The following is a 25,442-nucleotide window of genomic DNA, read 5'->3' as shown; positions in this document are numbered from 1 at the left end:
CCCCCACTCACCCCATATCGCCGTGATCGCATAAGTGACCGGAAGCGCTTTTAGCAAATGAGTAAAAGGCAGCGGCGGGTAATATCGCTTGCTGCGACTCGATCGCCTATAGGCATTCAAAGCATGCCCTTGAATACGACGACACCCCGCCCACGCTGAGAGATCAGCATGAGCGGGGCGTCATATTGCAGCGTGACAGCGGTTCCCGGCGCTTCAGCCAGCCAGAGAGCCGAGCGTCTTCTCCATCGTCGCGACCACTTCACGGCACAGCGCATCATCGAGTGCGTCGGCGTGCGGCGGTGCGAATCGCTGGGCGTCGTTGTCGAAGTACTGACCATTGGCGCCGGCGAATTCCTCATCCAGTGCCGCACGCACCAGGATATCGGCACCGATGCCCAGGTCCTTGCCCGGCACGCCGAAGCCTTCCTTGACCATCTTGCTGGCCAGCAGAGAGCCCGGGTTGACCGCGATCAGGATCGGCCCCTGGCCTTCCCAGTCCTGGGCGAGCGTGTGGGTCCACATGGTGATCGCGAGCTTGCTCTGGGCATAGGCCGCGTAGTGGTCGTTGAACGCGACCTCTCCGGTCAGCGCCTTCAGGTCCACGGAGGATTGAGCCGCCGAGGACAGATTGACGACCCGCCCGGCCGGACGCAGTGCCGAAGCCAGTTTCTGGGTGAGCAGATACGGGGCAAGGGTATTGACCACAAAGCGCAGGTCGAGACCGTCAGCCGTCACGACGCTGGGCGCCTGGAAGACACCGGCATTGTTGATCAGGACATCCAGACTGGCGTTGGCCGCCAGCACTTCGCTTGCCAGTGAATCGATGGCGGCCTGGTCGGACAGGTCGGCCACGAAACCGGCGACACGCTCAGCCCCTGCCAGCGTTGCAAGTTCGGCGACGACGCCATTGACCTTCTGCTCGCTACGCCCGTGGATCAGCACGCGATGGCCGCGCCCCAGCAGGGCCTTGGCCGTGACCAGGCCGATGCCATCGGTAGAACCGGTGATAAGGATGGTTTTCATGCGCTCTCTCCTTGAAATGTCACACGACGCTTGAGACGCGAACGACAGGGTGTGCCGTATGGCCACACCCTGTCGTTCATCTGTGCCAGCGTAGTGTCAAAATACTACCGCCTGGATGGCTGGCGAGCCTCGCTATCAGGTCTCGCTATCAGACCTCAACAATGACCTTGCCGGTTGCCTTGCCGCTGCCCAGACGGGCGTGGGCCTGGCCCACTTCCTCAAGCGGGAAGACCTGATCATCGATGATCGGCTTGAGCGCGCCGGCATCGGCGATACGCGCCATGTCGGCCAGAATCTCGTGGTGCTGCTGACGACGGAAGTCATGCAGCATCGGGATCAGCATGAAGACGACGTGCAGTGACAGGCCCTTGAAGTGCGCGGTGGTCAGATCGATTTCCATGAAGGACACGGTCGTCGAGACATGGCCATTGAGCGCGGCAGCCTCGAAGGAGGTCGGCAGGTTGGCGCCGCCGACGGAGTCGAACACGATGTCGAAGCCCTTGCCGTCGGTGTGCTTGGCCACATAGTCGGCGACCTGCTCATTGCGGTAATTGATGGCACTGGCACCCAGGCCTTCGACCAGCGTCTCGTGCTCATCACGACCGACGGTAGAGGCGACATTGGCACCGAAGTGACGGGCCAGCTGGATGGCGATGTGACCCACACCACCCGCACCACCGTGAACCAGCACCTTCTGACCGGCCTCGATGTTGGCGCGCTTGAGACCTTCATAGGCCGTGATGCCGACCAGCGGCAGCGCCGCGGCTTCCACCATGCTCAGGGACTTCGGCTTGTGGGCGATCAGGCGGACATCGGCGGCGATATACTCGGCCAGCGTGCCCGGAAGGTCGGCCAGGCCACCAGCACAACCATAGACTTCATCCCCGATGGCGTAGCCTTCGACGCCCTCGCCCACGGCTTCGACGGTACCGGCGAAGTCCATGCCCAGCAGCGCCGGCAGTGCCGGAGACAGCGGCAGCTCAGGGCCCATCTCGCGAATCATGGTGTCGACGGTGTTGATGCTGGTGGCGGCGATGCGCACCAGTACCTGACCTGCCGCCGCTTGGGGCTTGGCGATTTCCGCCGCTTCGAACACCTCGGGACCACCGAATGATTTGACGAGCATCGCTTTCATGAGTCTGTCTCCTGCGTGGATGTGGAGCCAGCATAATTGTCATGGGCCTGAATGATAAACGGCGATAAACTACAATCAGTTTATTGATTTTATTGAAAGTAATGGATGTGTTGGACGTATTGGGCGTATTGAACGTCACGAACATTGCGCCAAGCCGTTGCTGGCGTGCCTCTCGCCATCGGGAGCCACGCACATCGACGCAAATGAGGACACCCGCATGAATCTTGAGCACCTGAAGCTGTTCGTCCGTCTGGCCGCCGTGAACAGCATCAGTCAGGCCGGCGAGGACCTGGGGCTGTCGCCCGCCGTCGCCAGCTCTCACCTGCGCAAGCTCGAGGACAGTCTGGGGGTGCGCCTGTTGCATCGCACCACGCGTCATGTGGCGCTGAGCGAAGAAGGTCGCGCCTTTCTCCCCCATGCAGAGGAGGTGCTGATCAGCGCCGAGGCCGCGCGGGCTGCCGTCGGCATCGGCACGACCTCCCCCAGCGGCACCTTGCGCATCACCGCTTCCGCCTCCTTCGGGCGCATGCACCTGGTGCCGGGCCTGGCTGGCTTTCTCGAGCGCTGCCCTGATCTGGAACTGGACCTGCGCCTGACCGACACCATCGTCGATCTGGTCGAGGGCGGCTTTGATATCGCCATCCGCAACTCCGCCCTCAAGGATTCCAGCCTGATCGCGCGGCGCCTGGCACCGGACAAGCGCATTCTGTGCGCCTCGCCGGACTATCTCGCGCGCCATGGCACGCCGACGCATCCCTCGATGCTGCACGAACACGAATGCCTGACCCTGATCGGCATGGACCAGTGGTGCTTTCAGTGCGAGAACGGCGTCGAGCCGATTCGCGTCAAGGGGCGTATCCGCACCGACAATGGCGAAGCCGTTCGTGACGCCTGCGCTGCTGGCCTGGGCATCACCCTGTCCTCGACATGGAGCATTTACCGCCACCTGGCCGAAGGCAGCCTGGTAGAGGTACTGCCCGAGACGCCCTTGATCAGCGAGACCGGCATCTGGGCGGTCTATCCCAGCAACCGCCAGCTGGCCCCCAAGGTGCGCGCCTTCCTGGACTACTTCTCCGAATACTTCGGCAGCCCGCCCTATTGGGATGTCCAACAGGGCTGAGGCACCGGAAAGCCCGTCATCCCGCCGCCAGCACCCAGCGCTGAAGCATCGGCTTGTAGTGAGCGAAGTCCGGCGTCTGCATGCCGGCCACCTTGGCGGCATCATCCAGGCGCCGCACCTTGAGAATGGCCGCAAGCTGGGACAGCTGGGCAAAGGCCGCGGCCTCGTGCGGCTCCATCGCCCCGCCCTGCAGGGCCAGGCTATCCAGCGAGGCCTGTGACAGACAGGCGCGATAGCTCGGCTCCACTGCGACCAGATAGCGCTTGGCCGCCACGTGCTGGCGTACCGGCTCGACGATCTCGGCCGGGAAGAAGCGCGCCAGCCAGTCGGCACCGCTGACCTGATGACGGTTGTCCTGGCCGTTCATCAAGACCTCCGGCGGCAGCGCATTGGCGTAATGCCCCACATCATGCAGCAAGGCGGCCAGAATCACCGACTCGGATTCCCCCTGCTGCTCGGCCAGATGCGCCGCCTGCAGCATGTGCTCGGCCATGGTCACCTCCTCGCCCAGATAGGAGTCCGCACCGTGCAGGGCGAAGATGTCTTCGATCAGGCCGACGATGCCCTCGGCGTTGGCAGGCTGAGTGATCATCGGGCGTTCTCCAGCAGGTTGAGAGTGGAATACAGGCTGTCGAGATCGGCGTAGGCGCCCTGCAGATGACGATTGCCTCCGGCCACGAAGGCGGTACGGGCATGCATCACGCGACTGTTGTCGAACAGCAGGCAGTCCCCCGGAGCAAGGCGCAGGCGCGTGGCCTGCTCCGGCTGACCGATCACGCGCGCCCAGTCGTGATAGGCACGATAGAAGGCGCGTTGCGCCTCAAGCGGCAGCGGCAGCGAGGCGATGGAGCGGTTGTTGTAACGCACCTGGCGGATGTTGCCCTTGTGGTCGGTCTCGATGAACGGCACCCAGCTTCTGAGATCGGCATGGTCCGCGTCATGGAAGCGGAACGGCACCCGCGTGCGCGTCAGCAGCGCGAAACTCTCGGGCGCCAGTTCGCGCAGGCGCTCGGCGGCGGCGAAGCCATCCACCAGCAGGGTCTGGCCGCCTTCCACCTCGTTGCTCAGGCAATGCAGCAGCTGGATGCTTGGCGCCGGATCACGATAGGGATTGTCGGTATGCGCCCCGAGTCCGAGATTGCTGAAGGCGAGATTGCTCGGCGAGACCTCGGTGCGGACATCGAACAGCTTGCCGTAATTGGTTTCGCGCACATACCCGAACTGCTCGATCACCTCGAGCACCTTGCCCGGCTCGATAGGCACGCCGCGCAGGCACACCACCCCGGTGTCACGGACCGAGGCCAGCGCCTTGCGACGTGCCTCTCCCCCGGCGATGACATCGGCCCACTCGACCCGGGCGACCGAGAACTCGCTGCCCTGCCACAGTGTCTTGTGCGCGCTGCTGCGCTCATCGGGGAAGCCGGTGCTCAAGGCGGCCAGCTCATCGACGCCGTAGCGAATCTCGCGTGCATTGCTCAGTGTCACTCGCAGGACGTCGCCCTCCTCAAGCGCCGCTTCGCTGATGGCGGCGTCCCAGTCGAGGTCGAGCACACTGTCCAGACGCTGGCCATTGGCATGGCGACGGGCGGGGTCATGGTCTTGCAGCCACAGCACATGCTGGGCAAGGGTCTGTCCATCATCCAGAGTCAGGTGAAGCTGTTCGGCGTCAAACGCGAGGCGAGGCATGCAGAGTCTTCCTGTCTGTCGAGTGCGATCACAAGCCGCAAGGCACGGCATGACGAACGGGTGTGGCAAACGCTCATGTCAAACGAGCGATCCGCCAGTGGATGCCCGCCATGCTAGTGAACGCAGACCCGTGACCATAGCGAGACTTTCTGGCGGCGAGTCTTAGTTTTTATGCGCGCAGACTGTCACGTCATCGTCATGCACGGCTGCAAGAATGAGCGCCCGGCCGCGTGCCGCGGCAGGATCTGCAGTCATGGCTTCAGCACCAGCCGCCGATGCGGCGACTGGCTCAGTCAAGCTGGAGTTCTGCATGTCGCGTCCTGCCTATCACCCTTCCCAGCGCCTCGCTCAGCGCCTTCCCCCCTTCAATGCCCTGACCGCCTTCGAGGCCACCGCACGCCTCGGCAGCCTGACCCGCGCCGCCGCCGAACTGTGCATTACCCAGGGTGCCGTCAGTCAGCGCGTCAAGCAGCTGGAAGACTTCCTCGCGGTCAGCCTGTTCGTGCGCCGCGGCAATCGCATCGAGCTGACCGATGAGGCGCATGCCTATCTGCCGCTGGTCAGTGGCGTGTTCGAGACCCTCAAGCGCGGTACCGCCACCCTCTTCCAGCACGATGAGCAGCAGAGCCTGACACTGCGCTCCAATCACAGCTTCGTCGAATACTGGCTGATCCCCAGACTCAAGGACTTCCAGCGCCTGCATCCGAACATCCAGGTCACGGTGCTGCCGCACAACCAGGTACTCCCGGACGAGCAGCCCGACGTCGATATCGAGATCATCAATGGCTACGGCGGCTGGTGTGGGCGCGAGTACGAGAAACTGGCCGATGAGCAGTGGGTCGTCGTGGCCAGCCCCACCTTCCTGCACCACTCCCTCGCCCCCAATGCCTCGCCCGCGAGCCCACTCGACGAGCTGGCCCGCGCGCCCCGAATCGAGTGCATCGGCTACCGCGAAAGCTGGCTGGACTGGTTCCGGCTGCAGAAGTTTCGCGGCCACATCCCGCCGGCCGGCCTCAAGTTCGGCAATGCCAGTCTGGCGATTGCCGCGGCACTCGAGGGGCATGGCTTCCTGCTCGTCCGCCAGTCCTTCGTGATGGACCTGATCAAGAACGGACGCCTGCAACTGGCGCACACCTTGCGCATGCCCAGTACCAGCAGCCAGTACCTGCTGGTGTCTCCAGAACGCCGCCATGCCCCGGCGGTCAACGATTTCTGTGCCTGGTTGCGCAGCACCATGCACACCTCTCAGGCCAATCCTGTCACCAGCGAGATGCCCTCCCAGCCCCGCTAGCACGGGCAGGAAGACGCGAGCCTCAGAATTTCTAAGGCACAGTCGCAGTTTTTGTTGCGGCCAACGGCTGGCATCTGTCACGGAAACGTCATCATCTGCGCCAAAGATGACGCCTCAAGACGACAGCGTTGACGCAGTTCGACCGTCCCGGCGGGCTGCGCCACGAGCCAACCAACGGCCTGCCTGTCGGCCTGACCCGGTTTTGCGGAACCTGCTTGCTGTCACTGATGACCGTACCTGACGACCGCCCCTGACCACTGTCCCTGACTACCGTCCCTGACCGCTGCCCTTGCCTGGAGCCTGACATGAAGAAGCCCTTGATCGCCGCCATCGGCCTTGCCGCCTTCGCCCAACTGGCCGTCCCCCAGCTGGCCCATGCCGAGACACTGCGCACTCCGCATTGGGTCGAGTTCAGTGGCAAGGAGTCACTGGACCCCATCTCCCCGACGCGCTTCTACTCGGCCAACCAGCTGATCTACAGCCGCCTGGTCCGTCAGGGCAGCAAGGGCGAGCCGGTGTCGGACCTGGCCTCCGAGTGGCAGGCCAACCCCGCTGCCGATGAGTGGACCTTCACGCTGCGTGACGGGGTCAGCTTCCACAATGGCAAGGCGCTGAGTGCGGATGACGTCATCTACAGCTTCACGCGTCTGCTCGACCCCGAGCGCGATGCCCCGGCACGTGCCGCGCTGTCAGTCATCGAGGATGTCAGCGTCAATGAGGCCGGCCAGATCGTGTTCCGTCTCAGCCAGTCCCATGCTGACCTGCCGATTCTGCTGATGGATTACCGCGCCAAGATCGTGCCGGTCGGCTTTGATGACGACACCTCACTGCAGGGCATCGGCACCGGCCCCTTCAAGCTGGTCGAATTCGATCCGCAGGGCACCACCACCTTCGAAGCCTTCGCTGACTACTGGGAAGGCGCACCGAAGCTGGATGGCATGGACCTGATCGGCATTCCCGATGACAACGCCCGCACCCAGGCATTGCTGGCCGGCCAGATTGACTGGTCGGGCTGGAATGGCGTCAACGCCCAGCAGCTGCGCCTGTTCTCCAGCAACCCGGCCTACCACTACGACTCCATCGCCACCGGCGACTGGCGTGGCATGGTGTTCCGCGCCGACGACGAGGTCTTCCAGGATGTGCGCGTGCGCCGTGCGCTGCGTCTGGTGGCCGACCGTGAAGAGATGGTCAACCTGCTGTTCGGCAAGGGCGGTGCCACCATTACCTGTGACAACCCGGTCTGGAATGGCGATCAGTACAAGCTGGCGCAGCAATGCCCGCAGGACCTCGACACCGCTCGCAGCCTGCTGAGCGACGCGGGGTATGCCGATGGGCTGGAGATCGACGTCTACACCAGCGGCGTCGACAACTACTTCCGCCCGATGACGGAGCTCTACCAGCGTCAGGCAGCCGAGGCCGGCATCACCGTCAACGTGCATAACGTGCCCGCGGCGGATTACTGGAACACCGCCTGGATGAAGAAGCCGGCCTTCACCGCGGCCTGGGGCCAGCGCCCGACAGATCAGGTGCTCAACGAGATCTTCCAGAGCGAAGCCAACTGGAACGAGTCGGCCTACAAGAACCCCGAATTCGATGCCCTGCTCGCCAAGGCGCGCGCCACCCTGGATGACGAAGCTCGCACCGAGCTCTATCACCAGGCCCAGGCGCTGCTGACCGAGACCGGCGCGACGCTGATCCCCTTCCACCTCAACAACAACCGCGTCATGAAGCGTGAGGTGCATATCCCGGCAGTCGAACACTTCGCGATTCGCTGGCACCAGGTCGACAAGCAGGGAGAGAGCTGATGTCCCGCCCTGGCCTGATCCTGATTCTGATGGACGGCATCAGCAGTCAGCGCTTCGCCGAGACGCGAGCGCGCCTGCCGCATCTCGATGCCCTGGCCAGAGACGGCCTGCTGATCGAGCGCCTGGGTGCCGATACCAATGCCAATTCGATGCCCGCGCGAGCGGGTGTCCTGACCGGGCAACCGGCCCAGGTGCACGGCATCTATTCCAATGGTATCCATTGCCCCGGCGCTGAGACGGATCGCGACAGTCACGCCTCAGGCGCCAGCGCCACTGCAGGGCATTTTCGTCCAGCAAGGGTCGAGGACCTGCGTGGCGAGACCCTGCTCGAGGCCGCGCGCGCGGCAGGACTGCGGGTGGCCAGCCTCGGCTTTGGGCTGGCCCGCCCCGAGAGCTGCGACTGGTATCTGTCGCCCTGGTGGAAGGAAGGCGACCTGCGCGCCAAGGGCATGACCGCGCCGCGTCTGAATCACTGGGATGCCCGCAATGACGCCCTGATGCGCGCGATGAGCAATGACCAGCAACTGCTCAACGAGGCACTGTCGCTGATCGAGCGCGAAACGCCAGAGCTGGTGCTGCTCGAACTCAACACCCCCGATTACTGCCTGCATGTGCATGGCAATGATGACGCCCTGGTCGATGGGGCCCTGATGATGGTCGATGCCCAGCTTGGCAGCCTGCTGGCCGGCCTTGAGGCCATCAACAAGCGCGAGGCCTATCACCTGTGTGTCTTCAGTGATCATGGCCATGCCCCGGTCCAGCGGGCGCTGGTGGCAGACCGCCTTCTACCGGATGTCGCGCTGCAATGTGATGGTGGCCTGTTGCTGGTGGCCTGTGATGATGACGAACGCCAACGCGAGCAGGCCGCGCGCCTGGCCGAGTTCGGCGTCACGCCGCTCGCGGCGGCCGACTTCCTGCCCCCGGATGTGAAGCATATCCAGCTCTATCAGGCGCCGCCGGGCATGAGCTTCGAACCCGCCTGCAAGCATGCCCATCACGCAGAGCTGGTGGCGGCGCCCGGTTATGTCTCCACGCACGGTTTCGGCCCCGGCGCCACGTCGGATCAGCGCTTCGCCATTCTGCATGGCCCGTCAATCACTGCGGGCGAGCGCCTTGAGCTCGAGTCACTGGCCCTCCACCCGCGCCTGCGTCAGGTGCTGGGCCTGCCGCCCCTCGGTGAGGCTTCGACGCCACAGCGGGCACGCGACCTTCAAGAGGTGAACTGAGATGTGGGCAATGCTGTTGCAGCGCTGCCTGTATGGCGGCTTCACGCTGGTCTTCGTGGCCTGCGTGGTGTTCTGGGTGATCGAGATGCTGCCCGGCGACTTCTGCGTCAACTATCTGGGACGCAGCATGACACCGATCAATCTCGCCCAGTGTCGCGCCGAGCTTGGCTTGGACACACCGGTGACGACACGCTTCGTCAGTTGGTGGGGGCAGTTGCTGAGTGGTGATTTCGGCACCTCGCTGACCAGTCGCGCACCGGTTAGCGATACCTTGATGCCGCGTCTGGCCAACACCTTGATGCTGGGCGGCATCGCGACCGTGATGGCCATTCCGCTGGCCATCCTGCTGGGGCTGATCGCGGCGCTCAAGCGCGACAGCTGGATCGACTCCAGCCTCTCCAGCCTGGTGCTGATCGCCATGACGGTGCCGGAATTCATCAGCGCCACCCTGCTGACCCTGGCCTTCGCCATCTGGCTGCCGTGGTTCCCTGCCATCACCGTGGCCGGTGCCAACGAGAGCCTGTGGAACCTGCTGCCCGGTGTCTGGCTGCCCGCCATCACGCTGGCGCTGGTGGCCATGGCACACATGATGCGCATGACCCGCTCCAACACCATCAGCGTGATGGACAGCGACTTCATGAACATGGCGCGTATCCGCCAGCTGCCGCGCTGGCGACTGGTGATCCGTCATCTGGCGCCGGCCGCCCTGCTGCCGACCATCAGTCTGGCCGCCATGACCATCGCCTGGCTGCTGGGCGGCGTGGTGATCGTCGAACAGGTCTTCAACTATCCGGGGCTGGGGCGCCTGATGATCTCGGCCATCAATGACCGCGACATGCCGGTGGTGCAGGCCTGCGCGCTGGTGCTCTCCGTCACCTATGTGCTGTGTAATCTGGTCGCCGACATGCTGGTCATCGTGCTCAACCCCAAACTCAAGACAGCCTGAGTCACTCATGAACGCTTCTTCCTCGACGACCGCACGCGGCCCGCGACTGGCCCTGGCCAGCCTGCCGGGTCAACACACCCTGGCGCTGCTGTGGGCCAACCGCCAGGGCCGCCTGGGCCTGGTGCTGATCGGCCTGCATCTTCTGCTGGCCGTCGCTGGCCGCTGGCTGGCGCCCCATGACATCTCCGCGGGTGACAGTCTCGCCTCGCTGCTGCCCCCCAGTGCCGAACATTGGCTGGGCACCGACCAGCTCGGCCGCGATGTCCTCAGCCGCACCCTGGCCGGGGGCCGCGAGGCCATCTACACCTCGCTGCCGGCCGCCGTGCTGGCCGTGGTATGGGGCAGTGCCTGCGGCATGCTGTTGGCCATCATCGGCGGGCGGGTCGAGAACATCGCCATGCGCCTGGTGGACGCCCTGCTGTCGATTCCCTGGCTACTGTTTCTGTTGCTGGTCATCGGCGTGATGGGCCCCGGCCCACTGGTCTTCATCCTGACTCTGGGCATCTTCTATGGCGTGGCGGTGGTGCGCGTGATGGTCACGGCGTGCCGCGAAGTGCTGTGCCTTGACTATATACAGGCCGCACGACTGCGCGGCGACAGTCTGATGCGCCTGCTGTGGCGCGAGATCAAACCCAACGTGCTCGACACTATCCTCGTCGAGTTGGCGATGCGCTGGTCCTGGGCATTGCTGGCCTTCAGCTCGCTGTCGTTTCTCGGCTTCGGCGTCTCCCCGCCGACCCCGGACTGGGGGCTGATGGTCGCCGATGGCCGCGGCTTCATGTCGTTTGCGCCCTGGGCCGTGCTGCCGCCGATCGTGGCGCTATCCAGCCTGATCATCGCAATCAATCTGGTCGCCGACACCCTGGCCAAGACACTGGGCATCGACCGTGCGGGGCGCCCCGAATGATTCCGAACTCCAAAGGTGACGCCATGACGGACAACGCCGTGATCCGCGTTCGCGATCTCAACATCGGCTTTCATGATCGCCAGCAGACCTGGCGACCCGTGCTGCGCGGTATCGACCTGAGCCTGGGCCAGGGCGAGATTCTGGGTCTGGTGGGCGAGTCCGGCAGCGGCAAGAGCACCTTGGCCACGGCCATGCTGGGTCTGTTGCGTCGGGGCAGCCTGGTGCGCACTGGCGAGGTGAGTGTCGCCTTACCTGCGCCCGCCTCTGGCTCCACTTCTGCCACTGCCTCCACCTCTGCCACTGCCTCTACAAGTCATGACCCTCTTCACGACGAGCACCGCCAGCTGAGCTTTCATCATCAACCGGGGCGCTGGCTGGGCGAACTCAGGCTCGGGCTGGTGTCCCAGCATGCCGAAAAGGCCATGACACCCCATCTCACGCTCGGCAGCCTGCTGTGCGAGACGCTGCTGTCACAGGGCGTGAAAGGCAAGGCGGCACGCGAACAGCAGGCCGTGGCATGGCTGCGACGCGTCCACCTCCCTCACCCCGAAGTACTGATGCAGCGCTATCCGCACCAGCTCTCCGGCGGACAGCAGCAACGCGCCAGTCTGGCGCTGGCCCTGGCGCAACGCCCACGAGTGCTGGTGATGGATGAGCCGACCACCGGCCTGGATGCCAGCACCCAGAATGAGATTCTGGCGCTGTTGGCCTCGCTGCGCGCTGAGCTGGGCATGAGCATCGTCTTCGTCAGTCATGATCTGGGCGCGGTATCTCACCTGTGTGACCGCGTCGCGGTGATGTACGCCGGTCAGCTGGTGGAGGTCGCCGCGACTCGCGACTTCCTCAACGGCCCGCGCCACCCCTATGGACACGCGCTGCTGGCCGCGACTCCGGGCAGTCAGTGCTATCGACCTGACGCCGCGCTGGAAGGCACGCCGCCCCTGGTGGGAAGCACCATCAAGGGCTGTGCCTTCGCACCGCGCTGTCCGCGCGCCAGTGAGACGTGCCGTGACAGCGTGCCGAGCTGGCAAGGGCGCTACGCCTGCCATCATGCGCTGGAGGGTCATGAATCAGTGGGCAGAGCGCATGCCGAGAGCGGAGAAAGTGCGAAAAGTGCGGAAAGTAACGCAGCAACCGATGAGCGGGCCGATCGCGTAAAGAACGACTCGCAGTCAGCCACGTCACTGGACATCGCGCCGCTGCTGGCCGTGGAGTCGCTGAACCTGTGCTATCGCATGCCCGGCTGGCTGGCGCGCCTGCGCGGTGAAACGCCGGCGCTCACTGTCAGCGATGTGGCATTCTCGCTCCAGCAAGGCGAGACGCTGGCCTTGATCGGCGAATCCGGCAGCGGCAAGACCTCGATCCTCAAGGCGCTGGCCGGCCTGCTCTCCCCCGTCTCCGGACAGCTCAGTCTGCGTCAGGAGTCCTTGGCGGGATTGGTCGCCGAGCGGCGTCCGGTGCAGCGTCAGAAGATCCAGTACATCTTCCAGCATGCCAGCACGGCGCTGAATCCTCGTCTGACCGTGTTCGAATCCCTCGCGCCGGTGCTGTCTCGCTGGTTCGATCTCAAGGGCGATGGCGCCCGCCAGCGTGCCCAGTCGCTGCTGGAAGAGGTGCGCCTGCCCGCGCTTTATCTCGACCGTCTGCCCAGTCAGCTGTCAGGGGGCGAGCAGCAGCGCGTCGCCATCGCCCGCGCGCTGGCCGCCGAGCCCGACATCCTGCTGTGTGACGAGATCACCTCGGCGCTGGATGTCTCGGTACAGGCGGCCATCATTCGCCTGCTGCAACGCCTCAAGCGTGAGCGCGGCCTGAGCCTGGTCTTCGTCACCCATGACCTGGGGCTGGTCAGTCATTTCGCGGACCGCGTACTGGTGCTGCGCAATGGCCGCACCGAGCATCTGGGAGATGTCGCAAGCCTCGCCACAGGGGACCTGCCGCCATATGTGCAAACCCTGATGGAGGCCAAGCTGGTCGCGGCATGACCCGGCTTTCTGTCCCACCTGCCTGTCCCGGCTGCCTCTCCCTGCTGCCGATCTCCGCTGCTGATTACCTTCATGCAACGAAAAAAAGCCCACCAATGGCGGGCAGGGAATGTCGGGACAGGACATTCAGGACAGGAAAGCGTTTGAGCAAGGGCTCTGCAGTTGACGACGAGTGCGCACTTCCACACTGGCTTCCACTCAGCCAAAACACTTGCTCAAGCGTTCTTCTCTCTCACGTATTCTTCTCTGGGACACTGACCATCATGACGCGACACGATGGTCAGTGGGTCCATTCAGCAACTGACAGGGGCAAGTCGATGGCATATCGGCATCCTTGGCTGTCTTGCAGAGTCGGAGGATGTTCATCCGCCGACGAGAGATCATGCGCTTTCGTTCAAGGCATGCTCGACGCGTGTGGCAGAGACACTCTTGCCAGCATCGTTGACGTAATCAGCCGAATCGCTCGCCAGTGCACGGGTGGTGCCCTGAATGCCGGCGTTGCTGATGGACTTCTGGACGCGGCTGGCAGCAACACTCATGCCGGTTTCCACGGCGTCATCGTGATGCAGCGCGGCTTGCTGAGTCACCGGCTGTGCCTGCCCCATGATCACACTATCACTGAGGGTGGCACGGATACGGGCATCGGCTTCGCTGTCATTGGCAGAGGCCACGCCAGTGGCGGCAACGGACAATGCGGCAATGGCAAATAGAGACTTGAGGGATTGCATGGGGGTTCTCCTGTCGAAAAAGGTCATGTCAGTGCAGACACCTGGCCTGCAAGCGCCTGACGCAGACGTCGGGCGTCTCAGACGTTGACGTCGCTCACGGCGTGACGAACACGGGTGCCGGCAACGCTATCGCCGGAATCATTGGCGACATCGAATTCCTGCAGATGGATGGAGCGATCATGGCCACGGATCTCGTCGTCTCCGGATGCCATCTGGAAACGGCCAGCAGCGGTGCTCATGCCGGTTTCCGCGAAGGTCGCCTGGGCGGTCGGAGCTTGCTGGGCAGAGCCATGGATGACGCTGTCACTGACGTTGTGCTGGACGCGCTTGGCGGCCGGGCTATCGTCGGCGGCGAAGGACGCAGTGCTGACGGTGGCAAGTGCGGCAGCGGCGATCAGAGTCTTGAGAGTGTTCATGGTGTATCTCCTCGATAAAAAGCAAAGCGATGATCAGACCCGGCAATCCAGGTCAGGCTTGACGATGGTTCAGACGTTGCTGTCGTTCAGGGCATGCTGGACGCGAGTCGCTGCGACACTCTTGCCGGCATCGTTATCGAATGCCTGGCTGGCAGTGGCCACAGTGTGCGACTGACCATGGATGCGATCGGCACTGATGGACTGCTGAATGCGACCTGCCGCGACGCTCATGCCGGTTTCCGCGAAGCTGGCTTGCTGGGTAGCGGCTGACTGAGCGGTGCCGACGACGACGTCCTGGCTGATGGACTGCTGGACACGCTGGGCGGCCGGGCTGTCATCCGCGGCGAAGGTGGCGGTGCTGACGGCAGCGAGAGCGGCGGCGGCGATCAGAGTCTTGATGGTTTTCATGATGATTCTCCTCGATGAACAAAGTGGTCAGTGGGCGTGAGTGCCCGGGCAAGACGACTGAATGGCTCAGACGTTGCTGTCGCTCAGGGCGTGCTGAACGCGGGTAGCAGCGACACTCTTGCCGGCGTCATTGTCGAAGGCCTGCTCGCGGCTGACGGTGGCAACACCCTTGCCTTCGATGGCGGACTGATTGAGGGCAGTCTCGACACGACCTGCGGCAACGCTCATGCCGGTATCGGCGAAGGTGGCCTGGGCAGTCGGTGCCTGCTGGGCAGTGCCGACGACGACGTCCTGGCTGACGGACTGCTGAACACGCTGTGCGGCCGGGCTGTCATCCGCTGCGAAGGAGGCAGTGCTCACGGTAGCGAGCGCGGCGGCGGCGATCAGAGTCTTGAGGTTCAGAGTTTTCATGATGATTTTCCTTTGCTTGTCCTGGGCGATGTTGCCCTTGTGATGTCGTGTGCAGTCTCGGCTGCACCCGTCTAACTTGTTAACAGACTAATGATTATTTCGCTATCACACTAGCCGTGTCGCTGGCAGCTCACTGTTTCCATCAAAGAACCAGATTGCGATGCCTTGTCATTGCCTCGGTACCCGTAAGTGGTGAAGTCCCTCACCACGCAAAACCCTTGCAAGCTTTTTGCATCACTTCTGTACAACCATGAAAGTGCATGTCGCCAGTGATCGAATGTCGATCAGTCACTCAGGTCTGCTCCGGTACCGCTGCCAGACGCTTCAACTTTGGTCGCGATCATGAGGAAGGCATTCGTCAGCAGTATGTCTTTCTACCCTGCTGAAACCCTCACCGTTGTGCTTGTAGAGTCTTACGCTTGCGCCAACGGGTTGGATGCATGCCATCTTCAAAAAAGTGGAAGGCGTCTTGACAGGCGCCAGCCATTGACCGAATCCAGACTGCCGTTTCGTGCAATGTGGAATGAGCGCATTGTGGACGAAACCCGCCACGCGAGATATCCCTCCACTGGAACAGCATTGATTCCAATCACGAACCAATGTGTCACTCACCTGACCAGCTGGACAGACACTCATCTACGACTTTGGTAATAAGCATAGTATTATCAACCGCTTACGAAGCCCGTGGATGCCCTCTCAAGTCACCTGTTTCAAGCGCTCCCTGCTCCTCTACGCTCCCCTTGCATCGCGACGGGCGATGAAAATTGTTGTCCAGACACGAAAACGCGGAGCCATTGGAAGATGGCTCCGCGTTTTTTCATGCTGCTGCACCGCGCCTCAATAGCCCGGGTATTTCTCCCAGGCCCACTTTTCATCCTTGCCCCCACCATCGGTGTAGAGCTCCCAGCGGGGGCAGTCGTGCAGGTCTTTGGCGATCTCGCCGATCACATCACGCAGTTCAAGGGGCGCCAGCCAGTCACTCGGTATCGCCTCCTCGCCCCATTGCGCCCCGAGCAGATTGCCCGTGATGGCCCCGGTGGAATCCGAATCTCCGTCGTGATTGACCGCGAGCTGAATCGCAGAGCGGAAATCCCGGGCAGTGAGCGCGCAGTAGACAGCGATTGCCAAGGCTTCTTCCGCGATCCACCCCAGCCCCAGCAATACTACTGCGGCCGGTGCCGGCGTCTCGGACTCGGCCAGGGCGCCGGCTTGCTCCAGGGCCTGCAGGGTGTCATCACAGCCCGGCTTGCGCTCGAGAATACGCAGGGCATGCGCGAGTGCCTGTGCCATCGAATCCCCCGCCACCAGACACTGGATCATCACCGCCAGCACGCCGCCGGTCAGCTGGCCGGTGACGTGCCCATGGGTCAGCGCACAGACCTCTTCTCCGAGTTCGAAGCACATCTCATGGGAGGCTCCCATCGCATGCGCGAACAAGCCGACAGGTACCACACGCATCACCCCACCACAGCCCTTGCTGTCGTTCTGCGCCTTGTCACCGTAGGCACGCATCTGCTTGAGCGCTGACAGGCATGTCATGCCCGGGGCGCGCCGCGAATGGAGCTCGCGTTGCTTGATCAGCCAGCCACTGTCCAACCATTCCTGCTCGGTCTCCTGCCGCGAGCGTTCGCCCTGGGTGTAAAGCCAGCGCTCGTAGGCGCTGCTGACCAGACCACTTTGCGTCGTGATGCCTCTCAAGCAGCCACGCACATGACTGCGCAGCAGGCCCTCGGCAGTAAACAGCGTCATCTGCGTATCATCGGTAATCCGCCCCAGCCCACCATAGGCCGGTGCATAGTCGGCTATTCCATCACTGCCGAAACGCGCCTGGATCTCCTCGTGCGACAGGAACTCCACCGCCGCCCCCAGGGCGTCACCCACCGCACCGCCCAACAGGCAACCACGAAACCGCGATGTCATCTCAAGCGTCATGTGCCTCTCCCCTGCGTGCCCTTCAGGTGACGTCAGCCACCCTCAATACGTCTTACGCTATCAGCATCTGCTCATTTGCTGAAAAGCAGGCTCAACCAGTGGTGCGCATAATCAGGCAGAACTGGATGGGCGCTCAGTATCGGCAGGCGTGAGGTTGGCAGCACCGAAGACAACGCCGATGACAAGCCCGACGATAGAGACCTTCATACAAGAACGGCCGCCCAAGAGGCGGCCGTTCTTCTTCATGCAATTGTGACTTTCCGCGGTGTGCTCTCAGCGATCACTCTGCTGCTCGGTCTACACGGAGATTCATGAGGCCAGCTTGAGGATATCGTCATACAAGGCTCTCGAAAGCGTGACGCCCTCTTCTTGATGCTTCTGGCGAGCCTTGAAGCGACGCTCGGAGGATAGCCTTGCGCCCTGCTGCTTCACGAGTTCGAACAGCCTTTCAGAGCGCAGCATGTGCTGCTGGGTGCTGCCGCCCGTGAGGCGCGCGGGATCTATCGCGATGATCAACTCCCCATGATACGGCAGGCTCCCCTTGCCCTGATCGTGTTCGCTGGATTCGATACTCAGCATGTCGCCGATCAGCGGCCCTGCGATCAACTCGATCATGATCGCCAGCGCAGAGCCCTTGTGATCACCGAAGGGCAGCATCGCGCCATGGTCCAGCACTTCCGTCGGGTCCTGTGACGGCTCGCCCTCTCGATCGACACCCCAGCCGAGCGGAATCTTGTCCCCCTGGCGACGATGCAGCTCGATATCGCCGCGCGCGATGGCACTGGTGGCGAAGTCGAATACGTACGGGTTTCCGTCCTCACGCGGCCAGCCAAAGGCGAGGGGATTGGTCCCCAGCAGAGGCTGACTGCCACCATACGGCGCCATGTACGACTGAGTCGGATTGCAGGCGATAGCGACCAGTCCTTCACGCGTCAGCCGCTCGATCTCTACCCACAATGCCGTGCCATGCACGCAATGATTGATGGCCAGAATGGCAATGCCATTGGCACACGCCTTGTCGAGCAGCTCAGGCACGCCCTGCTGGAAGGCCAGCGACGAGAAGCCCCCCTTGGCATCCACCTTGACGATGGAGGGTGCCGTATCCTCGACGACCGGCACGGCGTCCGGCACCACACCGCCATTGTTCAGTGTCGCGACGAACCCCATCAGGCGATAGAGCCCATGGGAACGACAGCCGTCCATTTCCGCCGCTACCAGCGCGTCACTCATGGCATCGACATGTGGCTCACTGAACCCATGGTGGCTCAGCACCTCGTGACATAGCGTCTTGAGCGCTGCCCGATCGAGATTGACGTCCATTCCTGTCTCTTCCTGTGTTGCATCACTCATACGAACTCATTCCTTTCCAATAAGGTGTCCATCATTTCCATGACGGTCCGCTGATGGCATCAGGCAACCACAGCGCCAGTCCCGGGAAGGCCAGGATCAGCGCCAACACCACCAGCTGCAGGAAGATGAAGGGCATCACCCCCTTGTACATGTGCTTCAGCGTCACTTCAGGAGGCGTGATGGCACGCAGATAGAAGATGGAGGGCGCCAACGGCGGTGTCAGATAACTCGTCTGCATCACGATCAGGAAGGCCACGCAGAACCAGATCTCATCGAACCCGAGCAGGCCGATGACCGGCATCGCCACGGGGATGACGATCAGGACCACCGAGATCATGTCGAGCACGAAACCGGCCAGGAAGGCGATCAGCAGGATGGCACCGAGAATCAGCCACGGGCTCAAGCCGGTATCCAGCAGCAGTGACTGTACGGTGGCCATCCCGCCGGAGGCGAAGAAGACGCCCGCGAACATGTTGCCGCCCAGCACGATCAGCAGAATCATCGCGGTGATGTTGAGTGTGCGTATCGCCGCGTTCCACAGGATGGACAGCGTGAGATTGCGATACCCCAAGGCCAGCAATACGGAGCCGAGCGCCCCACAGGCCGCCGCTTCCGTCGGCGTGGCGATGCCCATCAGAATCGTGCCCAGCACCACCAGAATCAGACTCATGGTCGGCAGCAGCGCACTCAGGGTAATGGTGAGCAGCTTGCCCCACCCCGGATGCTGCTCATCTTCCTTGAGTCGCGGCGCAAGGGCTGGCTTCAGCGCACAGACCACGACGATATAGAGGAGGAACAACAGCGCCATCAACAGGCCCGGGATCAGCAGACCACTGAACAGTGATCCGACAGAAACGCCGGCCACAGGCCCGAGAATGACCACGGTAATGGAAGGCGGAATCGCCGTGCCCAATGAGCCACTGGCACAGATGGTGCCGGAGATCAGCGACTTGTCGTAGTGATGCTTGAGCATGACCGGCACGGCCAGCATGCCGATCACCGCTTCGGTGGCCCCGACGACACCACTGGCGGCGGCGAAGATGGTGCCCATGATGACCGCGCCGACGCCCAGTCCGCCGGGCATCCGGCGTGTCCACAGATGGATGGCACCGAACAGTCGCTCGGCAATGCCGGAATTCTCGAGCATCGCGCCCATGAAGATGAACAAGGGCACGGCAGCCAGAATGGAGTTGGACGCCGTATCCTCGATCTTGGTCAGCAGTTGATAGGCCGCGGCATCCCCGAACTGGGCAACACCAAAGACGGTAGCGACGACGATCATCGAGAACGCGATCGGGAAACCGAGCACGATCAGAGCGATGAGCGCAGGGAACATGATGAGGGCAATGAAGTCGCTCATGAGGACACCTCCGCGCCATGATCATGGCCCAGCAGTGTGCTCCAGAGCTTCAACATCTCCGCGATCACCTGCAGCGTCAGATAGACAAAGCCCAGCCACCACACGCCAAAGACCGGCCAGATCACCGGATTCCAGGCAGAACGCCCGGAGCGCTCATTGCTGGAGAACGCCTCGAGCGCATAGAGCGACAGCTCCCAGACAAGCCACATCAATACCGGCAGCAACACCGCATAACAGGCCAGATGAACTCCAGCTCTGAGACGCGGTGCAAAATTCTGGCTCAACACATCCACACTGACGTGCTGGCCGACACGCAGGGCATTTGCCATGCCAAGCATGAAGATGGCGCCCATCACCATGTAGCTGACTTCAAACGCCCATAAGGTGGGCTTTCCCAGCACATAACGACTGAAGACTTCATAGACCAACGCAAGCACCAGCGGCAGTATCAAGACTGCCCCCAGATACCCGGCCCAGCGGGTCTGGCGCTCAATGACAGCGACGATTTTCATGGCAACTCACCAGGATGACGACAAGGAAAGAGCCCGGGCGATACAGGTATCGCCCGGGCCAGGGACATCATTCAAGAGGACTCAGCGCCCCATTTCCCCGATCGGCAAACGGTAATCCTGCCAGGTCGTCATGCTCTGTTTGAAGGTACGTTGTGACTCAAGCACACGTGCGAACCACTCATTCTCGCCCGCCTTCTCATCTTCCCAGGCACGGGTCTCTTCGTAGATGGCATCGATGAAGGATTGATCCAGCTGCACGATTTCGTTGGGGCCTTCCTCCAACTCCTTGAAGGCCTTGAGATCGGCAAAGGAGCTATCCAGCCAGGACTCGAACACGCTCAGCTTGCCCGCGAGACGCAACTGGCTCTTCTGGGCTTCGCTCAGGCCGTCCCAGGCATCGACATTCACTTCACACTCAAGAATGCCGCCCGACTGATGGATGCCGGGCAAGATGACGTACTGCGCCACATTCTGGAAACCCGTCGGCTTGTTGAGCTCAGGACTCCCCCACTCCGCCGCATCAATCACACCGCGATCCAACGCCGTATAGATGTCACTGCCGGCCATCACCACGGTAGAGGCCCCAAGGCGTGAGGCGATTTCAGCCCAGGCACCCGATGTCCTCAGGCGCAGTCCCTGGAAGTCTTCAAGAGTCTGCACCTTCTTGCTCGAGTGCAGGAATATCTCGGTGCCCAGGGTCGAGCACGGGAAGGCCACGACGCCGAACACCTCGCGACGGAAGGCTTCATAGAGCTCGACACCGCCGCCCTCGTACATCCACAGCATGAATTCTTCCGGCGTCAGGCCGCTGGAGTGCCCGGCCAGCAGTGCTGCCGTCGGGTCAGTTCCGTAGTCGTAGTTGATGTAGTTATGGCTGATCTGTGCAACACCGGACTTCACGGTATTGGTGACACGCAGCGCACCACCCAAGGTGCCGCCGGGGAACACCTGGATGCTCACGTCACCATTGGTCAATTCGTTTGCATAGTCCGCGAAGGTCTTGGCATCCCGTTCAAGCCAGGGCCCACCGCCCCACGGAGTCGCCATCTTCCACTCGATGTCCGCCGCCTGAGTCGTGGCAGTCGCCAACAGACTGGCAGCGATACCCATACCGAGGAGCTGTTTCTTGAAGTTGTACATTATTGTTTTCCCAAGATTATTTTAATTAGAGTGCAATGCCATGCGTACCTGCAGGCGAATGCCTGATACAGGCTGAGGCCTAGCACACGCCCAGTGGGCGGCCACTGTCGATTGCGCATTCGCCCCCACAATTGCATATACGCAATATTGGGTCAAATATGGATATCAGGCTCGACATTTTGCTCATGGAAGCCCTAAATGGACCCCATCATGGCGTTCATGCCTCTCCCTGCCGCAGCATGACCTGAAAGCTCGTGCCCTTGCGCTACACCGGCATAGGCAGCAACAGACGCCACCCCAGCAGACGAACACGATGGAGCACGCTGACATGACACCCCACCAGGAAACGCCGATCGCCCTGAAGCACCGAGAACGCAAGGCAGGCGCCATTGGTGACAATCTCAAGGCACTACGCAAGGAGAAAGGGCTGACCATCGCGGCCGTGGCCAGCGCGTCGGGAATCTCGGCGGCCAGCGTGTCGAGAATCGAGAATGGACGCATCTCACCGACCTTCGAGGCGATCGTGAATCTCGCCAAGGGCCTGAACGTGGATGTCAGCGAGCTGTTCTATCACACGGAGGACACGTCATTTCGGGGTTGGCTCGCCTTGACGCGAGCGCAGGAGGGAGAAGTCATCGAGACGCCCAACTACCGCTATCGACCGCTTTGCAACAACGTGGCATCCAAGGAATACATGGTATTGGAAACCACCGTGCTCAATCGCAGTCTCGAGGAGTTCGGCGGCCTGCAAAAACATTCCGGCCAGGAACAGATCATCGTGACCAGCGGCGAGGTGACGGTCTGGACCGAACTCTACGACCCCATCCAGCTCAAGGTCGGTGACAGCCTGGCCTTCGACAGTACCCTCGGACACGCCATCACCTACAACGGTGACACCCCGGCAACCATGACCTGGGTATGCAGCGCCTACGCCTGAGAATGCTGCCCGGGCCTGACGTGCGTTGGCAGCCTCGCCATGTCAAAACGTGAACGACAAGCACGAGAAAGGGCCTCACTGGAGGCCCTTGTCTTTGGTCTTGCTGACTTACTGACGTATGAACACGCGGCTGGAATCAGCGATTGAGAATGATGGCCGTGATCGCGCCACCCGCCACCGCGGCCAGCACATAGCGCCCATCGATGTTCAGCCAACGATGCCCGCGCGGCGGCTTGGAGAGGTGACGATGGTGCCAGTCCTTCACCCAGTAGCGGCTATCGGAGTAGTAATGACGCGGCAGGTGGTCGCCACGGCGCCACTGGTGATGGCGTCGCGCCTCATGACGGCGGCGTTCATGGTGGCGCTGCTGCTTGTGGTGCTTGTGGTGCTTCTTGTGCTGTTTACCGTGATGGCCGCGGTCGTGGTGGCCATGCCCACGGTCATGATGCCCGTGGCCTCTATCGTGCGGTCCTGCCTGAGCCAGCGGGGCTCCCAGCAGCGTGAATATCATCATCAGAATGGTCAGTGTGCGCGTTCGCATGGCTGGCCTCCTCGCCTTGCCCCGTCGCCAATCAGGCGCCGGGAGTCGTGTTGAGGGCTTCCTGGTTAGGAAACAGTGTTGCGCAACCTTAGCGAGAACTGAGGAACGCCGCAAGATGTCTCATTTTTCTCGTTCTTTGTCGTTATTTCATGCACTTTCCGTCGCATTATGCCGAAACCGATGTCGCCACTGACCAACACCCACCTTCATATGTCGCCACCTCTATAGCGCTCTCTATAGTGCTCTCTCGCAGCGACTCGACTTTTGCTGCCCTTTCCGCTTCCCTTCCCGTTATCCCTTTTCCCCTTTCGACTCTCGAGCCTCGATCAGGAGACTGCTGAGGCATGGCAAAAAGGCGACGATGCCTGGTACGCCACTCGCACCATATCGGTGCAAGCTCACCCTCAGAGATGTGAGATATCTGGCCCTGGATCGTTGGCCGTTTTAGCCAGGACACAATGCTTCAGGCGCCGAACGGGGTGTGAGAACGGAAAAATCCATTTTGCTGAATCGTGTCATTGAATCGAGACACCTCTACGCAAGCCCAGCTTTCATGCGGCCTTCAGCACATTCATGACCTCAATAGCCATAACCACTAAAGGACATAGCCCAAAGTTCAAGCACGCGGGCTTTGCGTTTTGATGACCATTCACCGATCATTTGCACCACACATGAGTCATTTGATCGATAATAGACGATCTACCCTCGTCATCGCCGACAGGATCGCCAAGGCGACTGCGTGACATCTCGGGTAGGAGCAGCAAGACAAGCCGTAAAAAAACAGGAGCCAATCATGGCCAGTACTGCGCCAGATTTGGATCGGCAGATCGCCCAGATGGACGATGAGCTACTGCCGGTACCACGTCATAAACTGCACCGGTGGCCGCACTTTGCCGGTCTCTATGCCGCCGAGCACGTTGCCGCGACCGAGTTCGTCATCGGTGCCACCTTCGTGGCGCTCGGTGCCGGTATCTGGGATATCCTGCTGGGCCTGCTGATCGGTAATGGCCTCGCAGTGCTCAGCTTCTGGTTGATCACGACGCCAATCGCGATCGAGACCCGTCTGAGCCTCTTCACCTATCTTCACCGTATTGCCGGTGATTCGATGTCACGGCTCTACAACTGGGCCAACGTGGTCATATTCACCGCCATATCGGCGGCCATGATCACCGTTTCCGCCACGGCGGTCAGGCTGCTGTTCGACATTCCGGCCCAGACCCAGGCCTACCCCACCAGCTTCGAGTTCATCCTGCTGGCACTGGCCGTGGCGGCCATCGTGGTACTGGTCGCGGTCTATGGCTTCAATGCCCTGACCGAATTCGCCAGCATCTGTGCCCCGTGGCTGATGCTGATGTTCACCGTCGGCGGCATGGTACTGCTGCCGGAACTGGCGGAGTCCGTCACCGGTGAAACCAGCCTGAACAGTTTCTCGAGTTTCATTGATGTCGCCGGCAGTACCGTCTTCACCGGGATCAACTCCCAGGGCGAAGCGGGCATCGGCATCTGGGAAGTCATCGGCTTCTCCTGGGCGGCCAATACCTTCTCCCACTTCGGTCTGATCGACATGGCGCTGCTGCGCTATGCCAAGCGCATGCGCTCCGGCCTTGCGACCAGCACCGGCATGATGTTCGGCCACTATGTCGCCTGGATCTCCGCCGGCCTGATGGGCGCGGCCACCGCTGCCGTCGCCGGTATCAGCATCGATGTACTGGAACCGGGCGAAGTGGCGTTGCACGCCCTTGGCGCCGCTGGCTTCGTGATCGTGGTCGTCGCAGGCTGGACCACGGCCAACGCCAACCTGTACCGCGCGGGCCTTGCCGCCCAGTCGGCGATGCCGAACCTGTCGCGCAACAAGGCGACGCTGGCCGTGGGTATCTGCGTTGCCGTGCTCAGCTGCTTCCCCTTCGTCTATCGCAGCATGCTGCCGCTGCTGACCTATGCGGGTCTGGTGCTGGTGCCGGTCGGCGGGATCATCTTCGCTGAGCATCACCTGTTCCCGAAACTCGGCTTCAGCCGTTACTGGGCGCGCTACAAGGGCGTGAAGCACAACACGCCGGCACTGGCGACCTGGGCGCTGTCACTGATCTTCGGCTTTGGCCTCGAGATGGTCGACGTGATCCCGTTCTACTACCTGTTCCTGCCGACCTGGTTCGTCTCCATCATCCTCTACACCCTGATGGCCAGATCTGCCGGTGCTGCCGCCTCCTACCCGAAAGCCGAAGCGGCCGAGCGGGAATTCCAGGAGCGTGTCGAAGCCCTGCACGCCAAGCAGGCCGAGACCACCAACCACGCACCGGTCAAGGACACTTCGGGTCTGACCAAGGTCATCAAGGCCGTCTGGATGGTGCTGGGCCTGGCGGTGCCGATGGTCCTCGCGCTGCGCGTGCTGTTCGGCAGCCCGGACCTGGCCAGCTACGAAGCGAATCGTGAGTTGTTCTATGACGTGACCATCTGGTCGACGATCATCTACTTCATCTTCGCGTACTGGGAGCTGCAGCGCAGCAAGGCGCTGTTCAACAAGCAGTCCCCCAAGCAAGCGGCCACCGCTAGCTGAGTCGGCAGGGGCTCGCCCTCTGCCACGCCAGC

Annotated in this window: 23 protein-coding genes; 9 read left to right on the top strand and 14 right to left on the bottom strand. The window is 62.2% G+C overall.

The window, feature by feature from the left end; all coding sequences use genetic code 11:
- Nucleotides 1-213: 213 nt before the first annotated feature.
- Together R2R70_RS11925 and R2R70_RS11920 are read right to left on the bottom strand one after the other, a co-directional pair.
- Nucleotides 214-1,023, bottom strand: a complete 810-nt coding sequence (locus R2R70_RS11925) for an SDR family NAD(P)-dependent oxidoreductase (protein WP_410978091.1) — start codon at nt 1,021-1,023, stop codon at nt 214-216.
- Nucleotides 1,024-1,171: 148 nt separating this feature from the next.
- Nucleotides 1,172-2,158 carry a zinc-dependent alcohol dehydrogenase family protein gene (locus R2R70_RS11920; protein ID WP_410978090.1) on the bottom strand — a complete coding sequence of 329 codons (987 nt, stop codon included), beginning with the start codon at nt 2,156-2,158 and terminating at the stop codon, nt 1,172-1,174.
- 217 nt (nt 2,159-2,375) lie between these two features.
- Between R2R70_RS11920 and R2R70_RS11915 the strand changes: the two genes are divergently transcribed.
- The gene (locus R2R70_RS11915) at nt 2,376-3,278 is read left to right on the top strand and encodes a LysR family transcriptional regulator (protein ID WP_043332286.1); all 903 of its coding nucleotides are present in this window, start codon (nt 2,376-2,378) and stop codon (nt 3,276-3,278) included.
- A gap of 16 nt (nt 3,279-3,294) precedes the next feature.
- Here the strand turns inward: R2R70_RS11915 and R2R70_RS11910 are convergent, their stop codons facing one another.
- Together R2R70_RS11910 and R2R70_RS11905 are read right to left on the bottom strand one after the other, a co-directional pair.
- Nucleotides 3,295-3,870: an HD domain-containing protein gene (locus tag R2R70_RS11910; protein WP_410978089.1), complete on the bottom strand. Its 576-nt coding sequence runs from the start codon at nt 3,868-3,870 to the stop codon at nt 3,295-3,297.
- Nucleotides 3,867-4,964: a TauD/TfdA family dioxygenase gene (locus R2R70_RS11905; protein WP_410978088.1), complete on the bottom strand. Its 1,098-nt coding sequence runs from the start codon at nt 4,962-4,964 to the stop codon at nt 3,867-3,869. Before R2R70_RS11905 ends, R2R70_RS11910 begins: the two co-directional genes overlap by 4 nt.
- Nucleotides 4,965-5,217: 253 nt before the next feature.
- Between R2R70_RS11905 and R2R70_RS11900 the strand changes: the two genes are divergently transcribed.
- From R2R70_RS11900 to R2R70_RS11875, 6 genes are all read left to right on the top strand, one after another.
- Nucleotides 5,218-6,255, top strand: coding sequence for a LysR substrate-binding domain-containing protein (locus tag R2R70_RS11900; protein ID WP_159055750.1), 1,038 nt, complete (start codon nt 5,218-5,220; stop codon nt 6,253-6,255).
- Nucleotides 6,256-6,560: 305 nt separating this feature from the next.
- Entirely contained in the window at nt 6,561-8,060 is a 1,500-nt protein-coding gene (locus R2R70_RS11895; protein ID WP_410978087.1) for an ABC transporter substrate-binding protein, read from the top strand.
- Nucleotides 8,060-9,286 carry an alkaline phosphatase family protein gene (locus R2R70_RS11890; protein WP_410978086.1) on the top strand — a complete coding sequence of 409 codons (1,227 nt, stop codon included), beginning with the start codon at nt 8,060-8,062 and terminating at the stop codon, nt 9,284-9,286. The genes R2R70_RS11895 and R2R70_RS11890 overlap by 1 nt, the downstream gene beginning before the upstream one ends.
- A gap of 1 nt (nt 9,287) precedes the next feature.
- Entirely contained in the window at nt 9,288-10,232 is a 945-nt protein-coding gene (locus R2R70_RS11885) for an ABC transporter permease (RefSeq protein ID WP_131431833.1), read from the top strand.
- 7 nt (nt 10,233-10,239) lie between these two features.
- Nucleotides 10,240-11,139: an ABC transporter permease gene (locus R2R70_RS11880; protein WP_043332303.1), complete on the top strand. Its 900-nt coding sequence runs from the start codon at nt 10,240-10,242 to the stop codon at nt 11,137-11,139.
- Nucleotides 11,140-11,162: 23 nt separating this feature from the next.
- Nucleotides 11,163-13,121, top strand: a complete 1,959-nt coding sequence (locus R2R70_RS11875; RefSeq protein ID WP_410978085.1) for an ABC transporter ATP-binding protein — start codon at nt 11,163-11,165, stop codon at nt 13,119-13,121.
- 380 nt (nt 13,122-13,501) lie between these two features.
- On the opposite strand, the gene R2R70_RS11870 is transcribed toward R2R70_RS11875, so the two are convergent.
- The 9 genes from R2R70_RS11870 to R2R70_RS11830 form a co-directional block, all read right to left on the bottom strand.
- On the bottom strand, nt 13,502-13,849 hold the full coding sequence (locus R2R70_RS11870) for a hypothetical protein (RefSeq protein WP_410978084.1): 348 nt from the start codon (nt 13,847-13,849) through the stop codon (nt 13,502-13,504).
- 77 nt (nt 13,850-13,926) lie between these two features.
- Complete coding sequence (locus tag R2R70_RS11865; protein WP_410978083.1) at nt 13,927-14,265, bottom strand: hypothetical protein; 339 nt, start codon at nt 14,263-14,265, stop codon at nt 13,927-13,929.
- 69 nt (nt 14,266-14,334) lie between these two features.
- A complete protein-coding gene (locus R2R70_RS11860) occupies nt 14,335-14,673 on the bottom strand; it encodes a hypothetical protein (protein ID WP_410978082.1) in 339 nt (112 codons plus the stop codon).
- A 66-nt stretch (nt 14,674-14,739) separates the two neighbouring features.
- Nucleotides 14,740-15,084: a hypothetical protein gene (locus R2R70_RS11855; protein ID WP_043334022.1), complete on the bottom strand. Its 345-nt coding sequence runs from the start codon at nt 15,082-15,084 to the stop codon at nt 14,740-14,742.
- Nucleotides 15,085-15,921: 837 nt separating this feature from the next.
- A complete protein-coding gene (locus tag R2R70_RS11850; protein ID WP_199852360.1) occupies nt 15,922-17,016 on the bottom strand; it encodes an ADP-ribosylglycohydrolase family protein in 1,095 nt (364 codons plus the stop codon).
- A gap of 309 nt (nt 17,017-17,325) precedes the next feature.
- The gene (locus R2R70_RS11845; RefSeq protein ID WP_410978081.1) at nt 17,326-18,366 is read right to left on the bottom strand and encodes an Ldh family oxidoreductase; all 1,041 of its coding nucleotides are present in this window, start codon (nt 18,364-18,366) and stop codon (nt 17,326-17,328) included.
- Nucleotides 18,367-18,397: 31 nt separating this feature from the next.
- Nucleotides 18,398-19,726, bottom strand: a complete 1,329-nt coding sequence (locus R2R70_RS11840; protein ID WP_107335043.1) for a TRAP transporter large permease subunit — start codon at nt 19,724-19,726, stop codon at nt 18,398-18,400.
- The gene (locus R2R70_RS11835; RefSeq protein ID WP_043334025.1) at nt 19,723-20,238 is read right to left on the bottom strand and encodes a TRAP transporter small permease subunit; all 516 of its coding nucleotides are present in this window, start codon (nt 20,236-20,238) and stop codon (nt 19,723-19,725) included. Before R2R70_RS11835 ends, R2R70_RS11840 begins: the two co-directional genes overlap by 4 nt.
- An 81-nt stretch (nt 20,239-20,319) precedes the next feature.
- The gene (locus R2R70_RS11830) at nt 20,320-21,378 is read right to left on the bottom strand and encodes a C4-dicarboxylate ABC transporter substrate-binding protein (RefSeq protein WP_410978080.1); all 1,059 of its coding nucleotides are present in this window, start codon (nt 21,376-21,378) and stop codon (nt 20,320-20,322) included.
- A 328-nt stretch (nt 21,379-21,706) separates the two neighbouring features.
- Between R2R70_RS11830 and R2R70_RS11825 the strand changes: the two genes are divergently transcribed.
- A complete protein-coding gene (locus tag R2R70_RS11825; RefSeq protein ID WP_165873916.1) occupies nt 21,707-22,315 on the top strand; it encodes a helix-turn-helix domain-containing protein in 609 nt (202 codons plus the stop codon).
- A 136-nt stretch (nt 22,316-22,451) separates the two neighbouring features.
- Here R2R70_RS11825 and R2R70_RS11820 read toward each other — a convergent pair whose 3' ends face one another.
- Nucleotides 22,452-22,856, bottom strand: a complete 405-nt coding sequence (locus R2R70_RS11820) for an RcnB family protein (RefSeq protein WP_410978079.1) — start codon at nt 22,854-22,856, stop codon at nt 22,452-22,454.
- A gap of 793 nt (nt 22,857-23,649) precedes the next feature.
- On the opposite strand from R2R70_RS11820, the gene R2R70_RS11815 reads away from it, so the two are divergent.
- The gene (locus R2R70_RS11815; protein WP_410978078.1) at nt 23,650-25,410 is read left to right on the top strand and encodes a purine-cytosine permease family protein; all 1,761 of its coding nucleotides are present in this window, start codon (nt 23,650-23,652) and stop codon (nt 25,408-25,410) included.
- Nucleotides 25,411-25,442: the final 32 nt, after the last annotated feature.

Origin of the sequence: Cobetia sp. SIMBA_158, assembly GCF_046566945.1 — a bacterium.
Classification (GTDB): domain Bacteria; phylum Pseudomonadota; class Gammaproteobacteria; order Pseudomonadales; family Halomonadaceae; genus Cobetia; species Cobetia amphilecti.
This window is presented reverse-complemented; position numbering and strand designations above follow the sequence as displayed.